The sequence below is a fragment of the Serratia sp. PL7 genome, from assembly GCF_945957435.1.
In genome coordinates this window covers 124077-143273 of the sequence record NZ_CAMFLB010000016.1, presented here as the reverse complement: position 1 = coordinate 143273, position 19197 = coordinate 124077, and the positions used below count along the sequence as shown (strand labels likewise).

Below are 19197 nucleotides of genomic sequence, written 5' to 3'. Positions count from 1 at the left end.
AATCAATATTGAACTAACCGGTACCCTGACGCTGGGGATTAGCCCGAGCGTCATCCCCCTCTTTTATGCAGATGCATAAAAGCAAAACCCGCAACTCACCTTTTTCATCATAATTTTTATCATTTTCGATAACATTTGCTAACCAGCTCGTCATAACATCGATTTTTTTGCCCTCCCTGGGTTGGCATTTTATACAAAGCGTCAGCCTTGTTTGCCGAAGAAAGATGTGAAATTTTGCGCATTCTTGCACCGTTGCCTTTCCCTATACTCACCACCATCAGTAAATGTCGGTGAAGGGGCAACCTATGCAGCAGGCAAAAATCACACACCTCTATCAGAGTTTACAGCAGAGCGTTAAGCGCCGAACTGAGCATACCGCCCTGTTCTTTGAAGGCCATAAATACAGTTATAACCATTTAAATCATAATGTTAATTTATCATCCGCCTGTCTGAAAGAGAGTTTTAACCTCACCAAAGGCGATGTGATCGTTCTGGCTCTGGGTAACCGACCTGAATTCTGCTCGCTGTTTTATGCGGCAATGGCATTGGGGATTATCGTGGTGCCGTTAAGCACCAAGTTAAAATCGCAAGACAGCCATATCATCCTGTCCAGTGTTAATGCCAAGGCGGTTTTCTACGATCCCAACAGTCAGCCGTGGATGGCGACGCTGGAACCCGTGCAACAAAGCCAGGTGGTGTCACTGGCCGATTGGCAACTGATGCTGAGTAATGCAGATGACCAAAAGGTGATCCAACCCGTAGAGCCTGCCGCCATCGTAGCGGATGACATTGCCGCGATTATTTATACTTCCGGCACCACTGGCTCCCCAAAAGGAGCGGCGCTCACTCACGGTAACTTTATTGCGGCTATCACGGCTTACCAACAAGCTCTTAAGTTAACCGAACAAGACAGCGCCATCCTGCCGATCCCTATCTGCCATATTACCGGCCTATCGGCTTTGCTCTGCCTATTTATTCATCTTGGCGGCACGCTGCATTTGCAGCAAAGATTCAATGCAGAAGAGATTTTAAAAACCGTCAGTAACCATCACATTACCTTCCTGCATGGCTCGCCAACGGTGTTTATCCTACTGTTGCAAGAAGCGGAAAAGTATCCACAAGCGGGCGACTACTCCAGCTTACGGATGATCGCTTGCGGTGCCGGGCATTTGAACGTGGGAATTATCGAAAGGCTCGCACAACTGTTCCCAACCACGGAAATCAGACCGATCTATGGACTGACAGAAACTTCTTCACCGGCCAGCATTTTCCCACTCGATGTGCGCAGCAGCGATAAGATAGGCAGTTCTGGCTTACCCATTCCCGGCCTGAGTTGCCAAATTCGCGACGATCATCACCAGGTGCTTGCTGCCGGTGAGATTGGCCATCTATGGCTGAAAGGGCCGGTGGTCATGAGCCAGTACTGGAAGAATCCGGCGGCCAATCAGCAGTTCTTCCACGACGGCTGGTTCTACACCGGCGATATCGCCTGCCTCGATCAGGATAACTACCTGTATATCAAAGATCGCAGCAAGGACATGATCAACCGCGGTGGTGAGAAAATATACTGCATTGAAGTGGAAAACCTGATCTCGAATTATCCTGGCGTCAAGGAGATTGCCATCGTTCCCAGCAGCAGCGAAATCTACGGAGAAGAAGCCGTCGCCTTTATTGTGGCACAAAGGAATAAACCCTTGGTGAGTGACAATATTATTCATTGGCTCTCAAATAAGATTGCCAAATTTAAAATACCATCAAAAATCGTCTTTGCGGCGGAATTACCGAAAAACGCCAATGGCAAAATCGATAAATTAGCATTACGACAAAAATTGACGCAGGCAACGTGAAATCCAACTGAGTCAAATAAGTGCGCCAACACCAGGAAACGTGCGCACCATGAGAATAACAGAACATCTGCACCTCTAATAATAACGCAGAAAACGCAACCCTATTTAATCGCCTCATCACGAGGAGGAGTCATTATCATGTCAAACCGGCCGTTAGATATTGCATCGAAAAGCCAGGCGGCAATAACGAATGCAAAAATATATAAACACCTGATGCCATTACTGATCATTGTTTATATCATCAGCTTTATCGACAGAACCAATATCGGCATTGCCCGAGCCTCGATGTCCATCGATCTTGGGCTTTCCGCTACCGCTTACGGGTTGGGAGCCGGTCTGTTCTTTCTGACTTATTCCACCATGGAGATCCCTAGCAACCTGATCATGGCGCGGGTCGGGGCCCGATTCTGGATCACCCGCATCATGTTCACCTGGGGTGTGATTTCCGCAGGTATGGCCTTCGTCACCGGCCCCACCTCTTTCTATGTCATGCGCCTGTTGCTTGGGGCGGCAGAGGCGGGGTTGTACCCCGGTATCATCCTGTATCTTACCTACTGGTTTGGCCGTGAAGATCGCGCCAGAGCCGTAGGCATGTTCCTGCTCGGTGTCTGTATCGCCAATATTGTCGGGGCACCATTGGGCGGCGCATTGCTCATGCTGGATGGTCTGGGTGGACTGCACGGCTGGCAATGGATGTTTATCGTGGAAGGGCTCCCGGCAGTGCTGCTGGCGTTTTATGTGTATGCCGTACTCCCTAATAAACCACGCGATGCCAAATGGCTAACCAAAACCGACATTGAGTATATTGAAAACAAGCTGGCTGCAGAGCAACCGGTCGGGGTGGATAAGAACCAGAAGTTTTCCTTTAAAACGGCGTTTACCAATAAGACCTTCATGCTGATCGTGGCGATTTATTTCACCCATCAGATTTCGGTCTACAGCCTGACCTATTTCCTGCCCAGCATTATCAACAGCTACGGCAAGATGAGCACTCTGATGCTCGGCCTGCTAACCGCCATTCCGTGGATCGCAGCAGCCTTGGGTGGCTTCTTCCTGCCCAAATATGCCAATACCGCTTCTCGCTCACGCATCATGCTGGTGTCCGGCTTTATGTCGATGGCCGTCGGTTTCCTGATTGGCGTACTGGGTGGCCCGGTATTAGGGCTGATCGGCTTCTGTATCGGTGCCTCGATGTTCTTCGTCGTGCAATCCATCATCTTTACCTACCCAGCCACGCTGATGAGCGGCCCCATGCTCGCTGGCGGGTTGGGATTACTGGCTTGCCTTGGCATTACCGGTGGGTTCTTCGGGCCTTATGTGTTCGGTCTCCTCGAAGATAGAACCGGGTCACCTAGCGCTGGCCTGTGGTTTGCCATCGTGCTGCAGACCCTTGCCATCATCGGGGCTGCACGGGTGAAACAACCCGCAGGCAGCAAAGATAAACCGGCCAATCAATGCCCCCCGGCTGCAATGAATAGCGTGATTGAGAAATAGAGCCTAAACGCGGTGCCATGGCGCACCGCCGCACAGAAGTAAGGTAGCAATAATGAGAAATAAAGTCATTTCGGCTCAGCAGGCCGCAGAGTTAGTGAATAACGGTTCGACCCTGTGCACCATCGGCATGACATTGATTGGGGCTGCGGAGTCGATCTTGAAGGCTCTGGAAAAGCGCTTTCTTGAAACAAAGGCACCGCACGGGCTGACCTATATTCACTCTGCAGGACAGTCGAATCGTGAACGCGGTAACCAGCATTTTACTCCGCCAGGCATGGTAAAACGCATTATTGGTTCGCACTGGGGGCTGGCACCCAAGTGGATGGAAAAGATTGCCGCCAATGAGGTTGAAGCCTTCTGTCTGCCGCAGGGGCAGATTGTCCATCTGTATACGGCCATGGCGGCCGGTCAGGCCGGGTATTTATCCAAAGTGGGGCTGGGGACCTTTATCGATCCCCGGCTGGAAGGCGGCAAAATGAATGCGTTGACCCGCTCCCTGCCTGATTTGGTGGAAGTGGTCAGCCTACGCGAGGAGGAATATCTGTTCTATCCGGCGATCCCGCTGGATACGGTGATCATCCGTGGCACTACGGCGGATACCGCTGGCAACCTCACCTGTGAGGAAGAAGCCATGAAGCTGGAGATCCTGCAGGCCGTGCTGGCGGCGAAACGCTTTGGCGGCAAGGTGATAGCCCAGGTAAAAAACCTGGCGGAAAAAGGGAGTCTGCACCCGAAACAGATCGTGGTACCGGGCAATTTTATTGATGCCATTGTGGTGTGTGAAGACCCTGAACAAGACCACCGTCAAACCTCTTCCTGGTTCTATGATCCGGCCTATTGCGGCAATCTGATTACCCCTGCCAGCGAAGTGGAAACGCTCCCGCTCAACATCCGCAAGGTGATTGGCCGCCGCGCTTGCCAATTCCTATCCCCAGACTGCGTGATCAATCTGGGCACCGGTATTCCCAACGATGTTATTGGCACCATCATCCATGAAGAGGGAGTGAGCGAAGCGGTCACCATCACCGTTGAATCAGGTATCTACGGCGGCGTACAGGCCGGCGGGGTTGATTTTGGCATCGGCAAAAACCTGACCGCCATGATTAACCATCAGGAGCAGATGCTTTATTACAACGGGGCCGGTGTGGATATTACCTATATGGGGGCCGGCGAGATGGACGCTAACGGGCATATCAATGCCACCCGTATGGGGGACCGCTGTACCGGGGCTGGAGGGTTTATCGATATCACCCAAAATGCACACCACGTGGTGTTTTGCTCCACCTTTACCGCCAAGGGGCTGGAGGTGACATTCCAGCAAGGGCAATTAACCATCCTGCAGGAGGGCTCGGTTAAAAAGCTGGTGAGGTCGATTAACCAGATTTCCTATAACGGTGAAATAGCCCGCCAGAAAAAACAAAAAATGCATTTGGTGACTGAGCGAGCGGTGTTTGAACTGACGGCGCAGGGCCCGATGTTGATAGAAATCGCCCCCGGCGTCGATCTTGAGCGTGACATCCTACAACAAATGGAATTTATGCCGCTTATTTCCCCCTCATTAAAACAGATGGACGCGGCACTATTTTGCGATGCCCCTTTTGGTCTGAAGGAAATGCTGGCCAGGCAGTAAAAACATATTTGTTATCTCTGCGCTAATTCAGTGTGGTCATGAATTAAAATATAAGGAGTACCCTATGTGTTTAAAGAATAAAGTGGCTATCGTCACCGGGGCCAGCCGTGGTCTTGGGCGAGGCATTGCCCAGGTATTGGCTGAGAAAGGGGCCGCCATAGTCATTTGTGATGTCGACCAGGAAGGCGGCAATAAAACCGCTGCCGAATTGGTGAGCGCGGGCCATAAAGCCATTTTCATCGCCTGTAATATTGCCAACCGCGAAGAGGTTAACCAGTTATTTATTGCTGCCGAGCAGCAGCTGGGGCCGATAGATATTCTGGTCAATAACGCCGGGATTAACCGTGATGCCATGTTGCACAAGCTGACGGAAGAGAATTGGGATCTGGTGATGGATATCAACCTGAAAGGAACCTTCCACTGTATGCAGGAAGCCGCCCTGCGGATGCGTGAGCGTGCCAGCGGGCGCATCATTAATATCTCTTCGGCCAGCTGGTTAGGCAATGTTGGGCAAGCCAACTATGCCGCTTCAAAAGCCGGGGTGATCGGCCTGACCAAAACGGCCTGCCGGGAGCTGGCAAAAAAAGGGGTGACCGTTAACGCCATCTGCCCAGGATTTATCGAAACCGATATGACCCGCGGGGTGCCGGAAAAAGTCTGGGACATCATGATCGGCAAAATTCCTGCTGGATATGCTGGCGATCCGGTTGATGTCGGCCATTGTGTGGCCTTCCTGGCGTCCGACGAGGCACGCTATATCAATGGCGAAGTGATCAACGTCGGCGGCGGCATGGTGCTGTAAGGAGAATCGAATGAAAAATGCAAATGACATTGTCGTCGTCAGCGGCGTACGCACGGCGATCGGCACCATGGGCGGTAGCTTTAAAGATACGCACCAGCATGATTTGGGGGCTGCGGTGATCCGTGAGGCCGTGGCCCGTGCCGGGCTGCAACCCGCACAAATTGATGAGGTGGTGGTAGGTAACGTCGGGCAAATCGCGGAAAGTGGCTTTATCGCCCGCATTTGCCAACTGCGCGCGGGCTTACCAAACGAAACGACGTCCTATTCGGTAAACCGCCAGTGCGGTTCGGGTCTGCAAGCGATTGTCGATTGCATGCTGGAACTGCAAACCGGTAACGCCGAGATCACCGTCGCCTGTGGGACAGAGAATATGACTCAACTGCCCCACTATATTCGCAAGGCTCGTTACGGTTATCGCCTTGGGCACGGAGAGCTGGAAGACGGCATCGTCTCTATTTTAACCTGGCCGGAAGGCCCTTATCACAACGGTATGACCGCCGAGTTCGTCGCGGAACGTTTTCACATCAGCCGTGAGGCGATGGACGAGTTTGCCTGGTGCAGTCAGCAAAAAGCCTTGGCAGCCATTAAAGAGGGGCATTTTACCTCGCAAATCCTGCCGCTGGAGGTTCGTGAAGGCAAGAACAGCCGTCTGTTTGCCACCGATGAGCATCCAAGGGATACGCCGAAAGAAAAGTATGCGCAGCTGAAACCGGCGTTTAAAAAAGACGGCACGGTCACGGCAGCAACGTCATCAGGTATCAATGATGGGGCTGCCGCGTTAGTTGTCACTACCCGAGCCAACGCGGAAAAACTGGGGCTACCAATTCGGATGGTGATCCGAGGCTGGGCAGTGGCAGGTTGCGAGGCAGAAGTCATGGGCTTTGGCCCGGCTCCGGCAACTCGTAAACTGATGCAAAAGTTGAATATGTCGGTGCACGATATCGATCTTATTGAGCTAAATGAGGCCTTTGCTGCCCAATCATTGGCGGTGATTAACGATCTTGAGTTGGATCCGGCGAAAGTGAACGTCAATGGAGGAGCAATTGCGCTGGGGCACCCTGTTGGGGCCAGCGGGGCCATCATCGCTGTAAAACTGATGTATGAGATGGAGCGCCGTGGCGTCAATACCGGCTTAGCCACTATGTGTATCGGTGGAGGCCAAGGGATCTCTATGCTGTTTGAGCGGGAAAGGTAGTCTCTTAAGTTAGCGCAATAGATATTTCCGGCCCTCTGCCCAAGAGAGGGTCGGATGGCAAACATCGGCTTACACATTGAGTTGCCTGAATTGTTTTAAGTTCACTACGTAGCGCTGTTGATGGGTGAATAAGGTTATCATGAAATTGGCAAGAAACATTCAATATTATATTCCCCCCCCCTCACTATAATAGAGGTTTTATATCATAAAGGTATGAGTATGCTGATCACCTTAGAGCTGGCTAATACCATTGTGAAACGAGCGATGAGTATTATCCATTATAACGTTAATGTTATCGATCATCAGGGCATAATTATCGCTTCTGGCGAACCACATAGGATCGGTGAACGGCATGAAGTGGCATTTGAGGTGATAAAAAGCCGCCAGCGTATGACGATAGAAAATGCTCAGCAGGCCGCCCGGTACAAAAATGTGCAACCCGGTATCAATCATCCGATTATCGTGGATGATCAGGTGGTTATGGTAATAGGTATCAGTGGCAATCCCGCCGCGATTGCGCGTTACGCCGAGCTGGCCATCCTGGCGGCGGAGCTGTTGATTAAACAGTCTTTAGCTATCCGGGAAATGAACTGGCAATACCGTATCAGGGATCTGCTGCTAAAACAGTATCTGGAAGTGGGCGACACAGAGAAAGGAAAGGAAATACTTCACCAGTTGGTACAGCAAGAAATCGACCTGTCTCAACCCCTGCTGCCGGTATTGATCAATATTGAAACCGGAGGGCATTTATTGGGGCAAACCATCGATCACATCCTCAATAAACTCTCACATATTTTAAAATCCCAGCGGGTAATATTGCTCAGCAATGATGAGATCCTGTTAATTATCACCGCTATCGACCAGACCGATGCCACCGTTAAAGCTATTAACGCATTTATGGAAACTCAGCTGAGCCATTACACTATTGGCATTGGGATAGAGTCTGGCTCTGCCGGAATTTTCCGCCAATCGATATTTATGATCAAAGAGATGATAGAACATGCTCGTGAGTCGTTACCACTATCGCGAGTCATTAACGGCCAGCAGTTTGCCTTTAGCGGATTGTTGAATGAAGCCAGAAGCAGCTCATTCACCCTTTATTTCAAACAGAGAATTGATAAATTGCTGATGCTGGGCACCGGTCAAATGCTGCTCAATACCTTGAGTACCTATATCGCGCACAATGCCGAACTGGCAAACGCGGCGCGGGAACTTGGGGTACATCGCAACACGCTCACCTACCGGCTTAACCAGATCAAAGAAGCGACCTCATTGGATCCGTTTAACTTCAAAGAGCTTAGCCAACTGATGATTTCGCTTTACTATCATCAGGGGACGTTGCTGTCTATTGCGACGGCTGGCACCAACGATCCCCAACGATGTGTCTAGACAGGTTGCTACGGCCCAGACTCACCCTCTTTGTCAGAAAACATCATTATTCACCCGGATAATCGCACCGTAAAATTCAGTATATTCATTAAGTTATGGAATGATATGATGATGACTGAACGACTAGCTGTTATCACCATTACCATTCTGGCCGTCATCAGCCGGACGCGTTAATGCCAGAAAGGCCGTAATTTAATGGTTAAGAAACAAAGTAGGGGTTAAAGATGGAAATAAGCTGGCAGGCATTGAAGGGCAGCAGCCTCAGCGCGCAGCAGTTGCATGATATTCTGGCGCTGCGCATGGCAGTGTTTGTCGTAGAGCAAACGTGCCCGTTTCAGGATATTGATGGACAGGATCTGCTTAATAGCACCCTTCACGTTGCCGGATACAGCGATGGCAAGCTTGTCGCCTACGCGAGAGTGTTGCATGTGGGTAATTCTCTGGATGCGGCCAAAATCACGCGAGTGATTGTTGATGATTCCGTCAGGGGTCAGAAATTGGGTGTCAGGCTGATGGAAAAAACCATGTCCTTAATCCACGGCGACGAACCAGGCAAGGCGATAAAGCTCTCAGCACAAACTCACCTCGTCAAATTCTATGAAGGATTCGGTTTCAAAACGGTATCCGGCGAATACCTTGATGATGGCATACCCCATAAGGATATGGAGTATACAGACATGTAATCCAGGCTGGGTCTTATCCGGCTTCACATTGATTCTTTGATAAATCGTGCGCCAGCTGTAATTAGCTTTAGCCCCAACCCACCGAGGGTCAGGGCTTGATACATAAAACCGCGCTTATTACGCCGTGCCGCCCACGGTCAGTGAATCCAGCTTCAGCGTAGGTTGGCCAACCCCTACCGGCAGGCTCTGCCCTTCTTTACCGCACACGCCCACGCCCTTGTCCAGCGCCAGGTCGTTGCCCACCATCGAAATCTGCTGCATCGCCTCAATACCTGAACCGATCAACGTGGCCCCCTTCACCGGTTTGGTAACGCGGCCATTTTCGATCAGATAGGCTTCAGAGGTGGAGAAGACAAATTTCCCGGAGGTGATATCAACCTGACCACCGCCAAAGTTTGGCGCATACAGGCCATACTCCACGCTGGCGATAATATCTTCTGGCGTCGACTTGCCCGCCAGCATGTAGGTGTTGGTCATGCGCGGCATTGGCAGGTGAGCATAAGACTCGCGGCGGCCGTTACCGGTAGGCGCAACGCCCATCAGCCGTGCGTTGAGTTTATCCTGCATGTAGCCTTTCAGAATGCCGTTCTCGATCAGCACGTTGTATTGACCCGGCACGCCTTCGTCATCGATCGCAAGCGATCCACGGCGGCCTTGCAAGGTGCCATCATCCACCACGGTGCACAGCTCAGAAGCCACTAACTGACCCATCTGGCCGCTGAATACTGAAGTACCACGGCGGTTGAAGTCACCTTCCAGCCCGTGACCGACAGCTTCATGCAGCAATACGCCCGGCCAACCCGCGCCCAGTACCACAGGCATGGTGCCCGCTGGGGCAGCCACGGCAGAGAGGTTGACCAGCGCCATACGCACCGCTTCTTTGGCAAAAGCATCGGCACGTACTTCACCATCCACCACTTCCAGGAAGTAGTCATAGCCAAAACGGCCACCGCCACCGCTGGCTCCGCGCTCACGCTTGCCATTTTCTTCCACCAGCACACTGACGGAAAAACGCACCAGCGGGCGAACGTCCGCCGCCAAGGTGCCATCCGTTGCCGCAACCAGAATCTGTTCATACACGCCGGTGATGCTGGCCGTCACTTCCTGCACGCGCTTGTCTTCTGCACGTGCCACCTTATCTACCCGATGCAATAGCGCGATCTTCTCTTCCCGCGGCAGGCTTTGCAGCGGATCGAGCATAGGATAAAGCGCCTGATAGCCGATCTCACCCAGCGTATGGACTTTGCCATTGCCGCTGTCACGCACGATGCTGCGAGCGGCCAGTGCGCTTTGGTTGAGGGCGTTCAGGGTGATTTGGTCCGCATAGGCAAAACCGGTTTTTTCACCGCTGACCGCGCGCACACCAACGCCCTGGTCGATATTGTACGAGCCATCTTTGATGATGCCATCCTCAATCACCCAGGATTCGTGGTAGCTGGACTGAAAATAGAGGTCGGCGTAATCGAGGCGGCGTTCGGCCAGTTGACCCAATACGGAGAACAGGTCTTGATGACTCAGCTTATTCACAGCGAGTAACTGCTCACTGACAAACGACAGGCTCATAATTTTTTCACTCTTTATTGGAGGAGTTTTCAACCGGCGCAATCAGCGTCGGCTGGAATCGGTTGTGCTGCATCACCGGCATCTGCTTGCGCACCGTATGCAACTTGCCGGTATTCACGCGCACTTTCAGCGCGGAAACCGCGTCGGGGTTTTCTGCCAGCACATTGCCCCAGCTGTCTACCACCATGGAATGGCCCCAGGTGCGACGGGTAGCTCCGTGACGGCCAACCTGCGCAGGAGCCAGGATCACACACTGGTTCTCGATAGCGCGGGCACGCAGCAAAATCTCCCAGTGTGCCTCACCGGTAACGCGGGTAAATGCGGCGGGCACCGAGATCAGCTCCGCCCCCTTCGCGCGCAGCGCCTGATACAGGCCAGGGAAGCGCAGGTCGTAGCATATCGTCATGCCCAAACGGCCAACCGGCGTATCAACCACCGTCAATTGCTGGCCATGCTGATAGGTATCTGACTCGCGATAATGAGCGTGGATATCATTGATATCTACATCGAACATGTGCAGTTTGTCATAACGACCACGGATTTCCCCCTGATCGTCAAACAGCAGGCTGCTGGTGGTGATACGTGTCGGATCTTCGCGGCTGATCAATGGCATAGAACCCACCAGCAACCATACCCCGTAACGGCGAGCCATATCGCGCACCGCCTGCTGCAACGGCCCGTGACCTTCCGTTTCCGCATGTTCACGGTAGGCAGCCGAGTTGGCAAACAGTAAGGCGTTCTCCGGAGTCATCACCAGCTTGATCCCGGGATTGAGCTGCTTGATCTGCTGCTCAATCTGGGCCAGGTTGTCCCGTATCTGCTCACCGCTACACAGCTGTAATAACGCAACGTTAGCATTTTTCATGGCGATTTATCCTCTTTTGGCTTACGCAACACCTCATGAATACTTGGGTGGTCCAGGCTGCCGGTAATGTCATAGCGGATAAACGAGATCTTGCTCCACAACGGCCCCAGCACTTTCGAGGCCGCAAACACCGCCGCCCCCACAATCGGGTTGATCACAAACGCGGTCGCCACGCCGACCGTCGCCGAGATCTCTGGCGCTATCACGGCCTGCATATCAATCTGGCGCTTCACCAGGTCGATCTGGCCACTCATGGCGATATCCGCCGCCAGCCCATCCACCAACAAGTTATCTGTATGCATTATGCCATCTTTCGCCCAGATAGTGCCGCGTATGGAGTCAAAGTAAAATCCATTACCGAAGGTATCACGGAAGTCGAACTGTAATTTGCGCAGCAGGGCATCGAAACTGACCAAGCGTAACAGCTGCCCAGCCCGGCCACCGCCGACGTTGTCGATCTCGCCTTTGCCCAGATCGACCTTCATGGTGCCATTGAGCGTATTGATCTGCGGTTTCCATGGTTGCCCATGCCAGTGCAGATCAAAATCAATATCGTAGGGTGCGTCTTTTAATGGAATGATCACGCCGAAGAAGCTGGCGGTGCGATCGATTTTGCTGCCCAGCAGTTTACCTTTTAACGCACTACGTTCTTCCTGAGCATTCTGTTTCCACAGGCCGGTGGCGCTCATACGGCCATAGCCGGTATCTACCAGACCATGACTGAGCACTAACGAGTCGCCCTCGTGTTTAACGTCGGCTTCAACCGTGCCAAGGTTCTGCCCCATCATCCAGCAGGATTTACAGCGCAACATCAGTGAAGACCAGCCCTGGAAAGAGATCCGCTCCTTAGAGTCCAACGGGTTGGTAGCGCCAGCACTGCCGTCGCCGCTAGCAAACTGCGGGTTGTAGTAAAGATAGCCAAGATCCGCGCGCCACACGCCCCTATCCGGCATCGACAGGCTACCATCAATCTCTTTACCCTTGGCGGTGACGGTCGTTCCCGCCAACTGCTGCAAGACCGCCAGCTGAAGGTTATGCCACGCCTGTCCGCCCAGCGTCAGTTGCGGGGTTTCGAGCGTTACGCTGGTTGGGAACACAAAGTTGCCCACCTTGCCTGCGCCACTGCTTTGCTTCATCGCCGGTGCCAATAGCCCCAGCCATTGCTCGCCATCCAGTGCGGGCAGCTTGAGCACCAGGGATTTATCTTTGGGTAACGTTGGGGTAGAGGAACCACCGGTTTGCCAGGCGGCACGTGCCAGTGTTACCTGTTGTTTAGCCAGCAGCCATTCACTGTTGAAGTGGTTTTGCTTACCCGCACTGCCATTGAGCATAAATCCTTGCAGGCCGCCGTTCACTTTTACGCTAACGGGTAACGCTTCCCCTGCGGGTTTATTCAGGGGAGAGGGTAAGTGACTACTTACTTTTTTCAGATCGGCATTCACACCAATCTCATAGCTCGGCTCACCTTTATGCGGCAGGTTGATCGCCACCTTACCCTGCCAGGCGGCGCTGCCTGCCAGCTTTTTGGCAAACTCTGTCGGCAGGCCTTCAACCTTGGCCGGTTGCCAATCGCCTTTCAGCCCAACGTTAACCTTATAATCCTGTTTGCCTTCCAGCGTATCGAAGTTGACCGTCAGCGGCTGCCCAAACCAGTTGGCCGTCAGGGTATCGCTCTGCAGGTTGCCGTTGTCGAAGCGGAACTTGCCGCTCACTCTCTCTAGCTGGCTCTCCAGTGGCTTGACCAGCAGCGAGTTGTTGTTCAGCGTCACTTCACCACTGGCGTTAACCAGCTCACCGTCCAACGGAATATTCAGATGTAAGCGCCCACTAACATTACCACCTACCTGCAGCTCATCTAATGCCGCCCCGACAGAATCATCAAGTGGCGTCTGCATGAAATAGTCGTGGATAGCTTGTCCGGTGCCCGCAACGTCGGCATCAATCAACAGGCGTTCTTTGCGATAGTCCGGAATGATGGCGCTAATATTTCTCCCCGTCGCGTCACCCAGTTTGGTTTGCGGCGCGTTCATCCACAGGCCATTGTTGGCAAAGTCGAGGTCGATCGCCAGATCGTTCAGCGCTGGCCATTCCGGCTGGAACTGGAAGGTCGCGTGGCGTAGTGGGACAAACACCTGAAACTGCCCTTCGTTCTTTTCATACGGGAAGTGCTGCGGATCACCCGCATAAATCAGGGAAGCATTATCAACCTGCCCACCCTGGATCGCTTCGCTGAGGTAATCCACCAAATGTTTACCCATCAGCGGTTCAGGGAAATAACGCCAGGCATCGGCGGCATCATACAAACGGATGCCAGCCAGAATATCCAGCCAAGGCTCGCCGTTGGCCGGTTGCTGATAGCGGAAATCACCGTTAATCCACAAGGATTTGGCCTGTACATCCAGACTTTGACTTGCCAATTGCCAGCCTTGAGCGTTGTTTTGCCAGGTCAACGCCCCGCTCGCACGGCCGATCTCCAACGGTGCCCGGAACATATCGCCATAAGGCAGCGTGCTGTTGTTCAGCCCCAGCGTCAGGCGGCCATTTTCCACGCCCCCGGTTAATGCGCCAGAAAAGTGATCAACGCCCGGCAGCAGTTTCCAGTGTTGCCAGCTCAGATCCTGCCACCACGCCTGAAAACGGGTTTTTTCCGGCTGTTGCAGAGGGATATCCAGCGCCAGCGCCCTGAGCATGCCGCGAGGTTGTAAGTCTTTCCAGTGCTCCAGCACTTCCGGGCTGAGGAACGAAAAAGTAGGCAGCAACGCTTCCAACCGTTCCAACTGGATGCCGGTGGCGCGGATACGGAGTTCTTCACTCTGATTTGGCCCGATAAATTGGGTATTTTCCGGCAACCACAGCGCAGTAAGGGTTCCCGGTGCCCAGGCTTGGCCATCGGTTTTCAGGTTCAGGGCCGGCACATGCACCTGCCAGCCGTTGCCCTCACGGCTCAGTGCCAGCGCCAGGTTATCGACGTCCAGCCGGTGTTGATCGCTACCCGCCGACCAACTGGCGGTACCTTTATTAAGCAGGGCATTCCCGCTGTAGATTGCACCATTTTTGATATTGAGCCAGGCGGCCAGGCTGAAATCGGCGCTTTCCAGGCCGGTATTGGTTTGCAGCCAGCGGCTGAACCAGGGCTTCATGTCAATATCATCGGCCTGCATATAGATGGTACCGGTATTGAGTAACCCCTGCTCATCCCGCAGATCCAGGCGTAACTGTGCCGCACCGTGCTGGCCATTCAGGCTGGTCAGGCTGATCTGACCTTCCGCGCGATGGCGGTTATAGCTGTTGAGCCAGGTCATTTGCGGGATGTGGAATTCAGCGCGGGAACCGGATGGGGTCAGGAACGAGAGACGGCTATTGCGCAGATCAAAGTGATCCAGCTGATACAGGAACAGATCGCTGACCCCGTTCGGAGTAAGGCCATTACCATTACTGCCTTCCCCCCCGAGCGTCGCGTCAAGATCGAGCTGAAGTTGGTAGAAGGTGAGATCGCGGAACTGCCAGCGCCAATGCAGCAGGGATTGCCACACGTCCAGCGCCAGCGTGACCCGCTCGATCTGGAGCGTGCTTGTTGGTAGGGCCAAACGGATATTGCGGGCTTCCAGCGTTGGGCCAAAGGTTTCCCAACTGCCTTGGATAAAGTCCGCTTCGATGGGCACCCCAGCGATCGCCTGCACCTTTTCCAGCAATTGCGGGCGATAGTGGTTAAGCTCAGGCAGCACCAGACGCAACCCGCTGATCAGCAACGCCACAACAACAATCAAAATGGCGCCTGTGGCTAACAGGATCCCGGGCAGTCGCCTCACGCATTTCTCCTTAATGACCAAATATATAACCTAACGCTTGTGCCCCTCACCCTAACCCTCTCCCACAGGGAGAGGGGACCGAAAGAGTTCGTTATCAGTTGCAGAAATTTACCTGACCATCACAGATTATTAAGCCACATCAAGAACACCATACTTAACCACAACACCGTACCAGCTCCCTCTCCCCATGGGAGAGGGTTGGGGTGAGGGGTATTACATCATCACAACGTCAAACTGTTCCTGGCTGTATAACGGTTCGATCTGCACCTTGACCTGTTTGCCAACGAAGATTTCCACTTCCGCCAGCGCGTGAGACTCTTCACTTTTCAACGCTTCACCCACTGCCGCAGAGGCATAGACCAGGAAACGATCGGAATCGTAAGCATGATGCACGCGCACGATCTCACGCATAATCTCATAACAGACAGTTTCCACCGTTTTCACCGTTCCGCGCCCTTGGCAGGTCGGGCAGTCGTTACACAGCACATGCTCAATACTTTCACGCGTGCGTTTACGCGTCATCTCCACTAAGCCTAGCTGAGAGAAACCATTGATCGTGGTTTTTACCCGATCTTTACTCAGCGCCAGCTCCAACGAGTGCAATACCCGGCGGCGGTGTTCATCATTGTTCATATCGATGAAATCAATGATGATGATGCCGCCCAGGTTGCGCAGCCGCAGCTGGCGGGCAATGGCCTGCGTCGCTTCGATGTTGGTATTGAAGATGGTCTCATCAAGATTGCGGTGGCCGACAAAGGCCCCGGTGTTGATATCCACGGTGGTCATGGCTTCGGTTTGATCGATGATCAGGTAACCGCCGGACTTCAATTCAACCTTGCGCTCCAGCGCTCGCTGGATCTCGTTCTCGACGTCATACAGATCGAAGATCGGCTGGCTGCCGGTATACAGCTCCAGCTTATTGGTGATATCCGGGATGTACTCGCCGGTAAATTCCACCAGTTGGTCATGCGTCAGGCGTGAATCGACGCGGATACGATCCAGCGCCGCCCCGGCAAAGTCGCGCAGGATACGGTGCGCCAACGCCAGTTCACCATACAGTTTGTACTTGGTCTGGTTACGCTTTTTACGCTCCATGACCTTGGTCCACAAGCGCTTGAGGAAGGCGGCATCCTGCGCCAGCTCTTCTTCGCCGATCCCTTCCGCCGCGGTGCGGATGATAAAGCCGCCCAGATCGTCGCAATATCCCGCCACGGCGCGCTTAAGACGCTCGCGTTCGGCTTCACTTTCAATACGCTGGGAAACCCCCACGTGCGCAGCGCCCGGCATAAAGACCAGGTAGCGCGAAGGTAGGGTGATATCGGTAGTGAGGCGTGCGCCCTTGGTGCCAAGCGGATCTTTCACCACCTGAACCATCAGGTCCTGCCCCTGGCGCACCAGTTCGGCGATATCACGCACAGAGAAATTCTTTTGTTCATCACCGGCAACACACTCGGTGTGCGGCATGATATCGGAGGCGTGCAGGAAGGCCGCTTTATCCAGGCCAATATCGACAAAGGCCGCCTGCATGCCGGGTAACACGCGGCTGACACGCCCTTTGTAGATATTGCCCACGATGCCACGCTTGGCTTCGCGCTCTATATGGATCTCTTGCAGAATGCCGCCGTCAATATAGGCAACCCGCGTTTCCGACGGCGTAATGTTTACCAGTAGCTCAGCTGTCATGCTTTCTCCTCAGAGCCGGTGTAGCGCCTGCCCCTTATCTTTCCTGCGCTCACGCTATGGCGGCGACGGGAAATCTAGTGGTGGCATCAACCGGTTCTTACCTCTCGTAATGCGACAAAATGACTGAGCAGCTCATGTGTTTCGACCAGCGGCAACCCCATCACCGCATGATAACTTCCGGTTATCGTTCTGACGAAACAACCACCCTTGCCTTGAATTCCGTAAGCGCCCGCTTTATCCATCGGTTCGCCCGTGGCGATATAGTCGCAGATATCCTGTGGTGACAGATCGCGGAACGTCACGTCGGTGACCACCAACTGGCATAAAACGCCCTGTTTATCGGCGATCGCCACGGCGGTCATCACCTGATGCTGCTTCCCGGACAAGGCCGCCAGCATCTGCGCCGCATGCTCTTCATCCCGCGGTTTTTCCAACACCTGGCCGTTCAACACCACGATCGTATCTGCCCCCAGCACGGGCCAATCCTGTTGCGCCAGGGTTACACCCGCTCTGGCCTTATCCTGCGCCAGACGGCGAACGTAATTTTCCGCCGCTTCCCCTTCCTGCCGCTGCTCTTCAGTATGCGTCAGAATGACTTCGAACGGTACGCCGAGCAAAGTCAGCAGTTCATGACGACGGGGAGAACCGGAAGCAAGATAGAGCGAAAACATCGTTATAACCTCATTGTACGGCAAACTGACGGCGGATCTTGCGCATCAGCAGGAATAACCACGGCCAAAGCACGCCGTTGACCACACTACTCCAGAACACCTCGGGGCGGAAAGAAACGTTGATCACTAAAAACTCCGCCCAGAACACCACCACGTCCATAGCCAATGATAGCAGCACGACGATCAGCGCTTGCTGCCACAGTGCCATATTGCGGAATAATTGGAATTTGAACGCGACGAGATAGGCGATGATGCCCATGGCTAGCGCACGCACGCCGAGCGTGGAACCCAGGATCAGATCCATGATCAGCCCCAGGATAAACCCGGTGCCGACGTTAACCCGGTGGGGTAGCGCCATCACCCAGTAAGTGAGGATAAGCAGCAGCCAGGACGGCCGGAACATGTAGATTTGCTCCGGCCACGGCATGATTTGCAGCACTAATGCCACCAGGAATGACAGCCAGATAATCCAGCGCCCGTTGCTGCGATAGCGATTCATCGGGTTGTCCCCACCGGTGGCGGCTGAACGGTACCGGTAGCAGGAGCGGGCAGCGGAGCCGGTGGGCCCATGGCATCGGCCGGTGGCAATACCTGCGGCATCATCTGCATCAGGCGTTCATTGGCAACACGGTGAACTTCTTCCGGCGGCAGCGGCATGGTACCGTTGCGATCGGCGCCCCACAGTAACAACAGATAGCGCAAGCGTTGCAGGCCAGCGGTTGGCCGCGCCTGGATCACGGTATACGCGCGTTGGTTATCCACTTTTACCGAAGACACCACAGCTACCGGATAGCCTTCCGGGAAGCGCCCGCCCAAACCGGAGGTGACCAGCACATCCCCGACGCGGATATCGGTATTGCCCGGCAGATGTTCCAGCTGCAGGTCATCCGTACAGCCACTGCCTGCGGCAATCACCCGGATATCATTGCGCAATACCTGGATCGGCAACGCATGGGAAGCATCACAGATCAGCAGGACGCGGCTGGTCATTTTAGCCACCGCCACCACCTGCCCGACCACGCCTTTATCACTGATAACCGGCTGGCCTTCATACACCCCGTTGTCCGACCCTTTATCAATCACGACCTGATCGCTATAGGGGTCTGAACCGGTGGAGATCACCTGAGTGACCATTTTGTGTTCGTCCTGGCGCAACGGCGAGCCTAACAGCTCACGCAAACGGGCATTTTCCTGTTTGAATTGGCCAAGAAGAAGATTATCGCTGTTTTTGAGTAACAGTTCCTGCCGCAGAGCACGGTTTTCCAGCTCTAGCTGTTGGCGGGTAGCCAGCGTTTCCGATACGCTGTCCAAAACTTTACGCGGCCCATTAGCCAAGAAGTAAAAAGGGCTGACGGCGGTGTCCATGTAGTTTCGTATTTTAACGAACGTACCGAGCCGGCTGTCGGCAACGATCAGTGCAATCGCCACGATCACTGCCAGGAAAAGTCGTAGTTGCAGGGAAGGCCCCCTGCTAAAAATCGGCTTCATAAATTATGCACGTTCCTCGACAACAGAAAGGGGAACGCACCAGATGCCAGGTTAATACCGTCATCCGCTACGATCCCT

General features: G+C 53.7%; 14 protein-coding genes. 7 read left to right on the top strand and 7 right to left on the bottom strand.

All coding sequences use genetic code 11. The features are described 5' to 3' along the window. The first annotated feature begins 305 nt into the window (after positions 1–305). The 7 genes from N6G83_RS37975 to N6G83_RS37945 all read left to right on the top strand — a co-directional run bounded on the left by N6G83_RS37975 (position 306) and on the right by N6G83_RS37945 (position 9040). Positions 306–1847 (top strand): class I adenylate-forming enzyme family protein, encoded by a 1542-nt coding sequence (locus tag N6G83_RS37975; RefSeq protein ID WP_211135809.1) that lies wholly within the window; start codon positions 306–308, stop codon positions 1845–1847. 138 nt (positions 1848–1985) lie between these two features. Next, complete coding sequence (locus N6G83_RS37970) at positions 1986–3341, top strand: MFS transporter (protein WP_186580594.1); 1356 nt, start codon at positions 1986–1988, stop codon at positions 3339–3341. A 52-nt stretch (positions 3342–3393) separates the two neighbouring features. Next, entirely contained in the window at positions 3394–4971 is a 1578-nt protein-coding gene (locus N6G83_RS37965) for an acyl CoA:acetate/3-ketoacid CoA transferase (protein ID WP_211135807.1), read from the top strand. 64 nt (positions 4972–5035) lie between these two features. After that, entirely contained in the window at positions 5036–5773 is a 738-nt protein-coding gene (gene fabG, locus N6G83_RS37960) for a 3-oxoacyl-ACP reductase FabG (protein ID WP_211135806.1), read from the top strand. 10 nt (positions 5774–5783) lie between these two features. Next, complete coding sequence (locus tag N6G83_RS37955; RefSeq protein ID WP_024527957.1) at positions 5784–6968, top strand: thiolase family protein; 1185 nt, start codon at positions 5784–5786, stop codon at positions 6966–6968. 219 nt (positions 6969–7187) lie between these two features. After that, complete coding sequence (locus N6G83_RS37950) at positions 7188–8357, top strand: sugar diacid recognition domain-containing protein (protein WP_211135805.1); 1170 nt, start codon at positions 7188–7190, stop codon at positions 8355–8357. 224 nt (positions 8358–8581) lie between these two features. Continuing rightward, positions 8582–9040, top strand: a complete 459-nt coding sequence (locus tag N6G83_RS37945; RefSeq protein ID WP_024527959.1) for a GNAT family N-acetyltransferase — start codon at positions 8582–8584, stop codon at positions 9038–9040. A gap of 117 nt (positions 9041–9157) precedes the next feature. Here the strand turns inward: N6G83_RS37945 and tldD are convergent, their stop codons facing one another. The 7 genes from tldD to mreC form a co-directional block, all read right to left on the bottom strand. Continuing rightward, positions 9158–10603: a metalloprotease TldD gene (tldD, locus tag N6G83_RS37940; RefSeq protein ID WP_024527960.1), complete on the bottom strand. Its 1446-nt coding sequence runs from the start codon at positions 10601–10603 to the stop codon at positions 9158–9160. A 7-nt stretch (positions 10604–10610) separates the two neighbouring features. Then, positions 10611–11468: a deaminated glutathione amidase gene (gene nit1, locus N6G83_RS37935; RefSeq protein ID WP_024527961.1), complete on the bottom strand. Its 858-nt coding sequence runs from the start codon at positions 11466–11468 to the stop codon at positions 10611–10613. Then, positions 11465–15277 carry an AsmA2 domain-containing protein YhdP gene (gene yhdP / locus N6G83_RS37930; RefSeq protein WP_211135804.1) on the bottom strand — a complete coding sequence of 1271 codons (3813 nt, stop codon included), beginning with the start codon at positions 15275–15277 and terminating at the stop codon, positions 11465–11467. The genes nit1 and yhdP overlap by 4 nt, the downstream gene beginning before the upstream one ends. A 213-nt stretch (positions 15278–15490) precedes the next feature. Further along, positions 15491–16960 (bottom strand): ribonuclease G, encoded by a 1470-nt coding sequence (gene rng / locus N6G83_RS37925; protein WP_021180761.1) that lies wholly within the window; start codon positions 16958–16960, stop codon positions 15491–15493. Positions 16961–17046: 86 nt separating this feature from the next. Next, positions 17047–17631 (bottom strand): nucleoside triphosphate pyrophosphatase, encoded by a 585-nt coding sequence (locus N6G83_RS37920; RefSeq protein WP_211135803.1) that lies wholly within the window; start codon positions 17629–17631, stop codon positions 17047–17049. Between the two features lie 10 nt (positions 17632–17641). After that, positions 17642–18130 carry a rod shape-determining protein MreD gene (mreD, locus tag N6G83_RS37915; protein ID WP_024483772.1) on the bottom strand — a complete coding sequence of 163 codons (489 nt, stop codon included), beginning with the start codon at positions 18128–18130 and terminating at the stop codon, positions 17642–17644. After that, positions 18127–19119 (bottom strand): rod shape-determining protein MreC, encoded by a 993-nt coding sequence (mreC, locus tag N6G83_RS37910; RefSeq protein ID WP_024527964.1) that lies wholly within the window; start codon positions 19117–19119, stop codon positions 18127–18129. Before mreC ends, mreD begins: the two co-directional genes overlap by 4 nt. Positions 19120–19197: the final 78 nt, after the last annotated feature.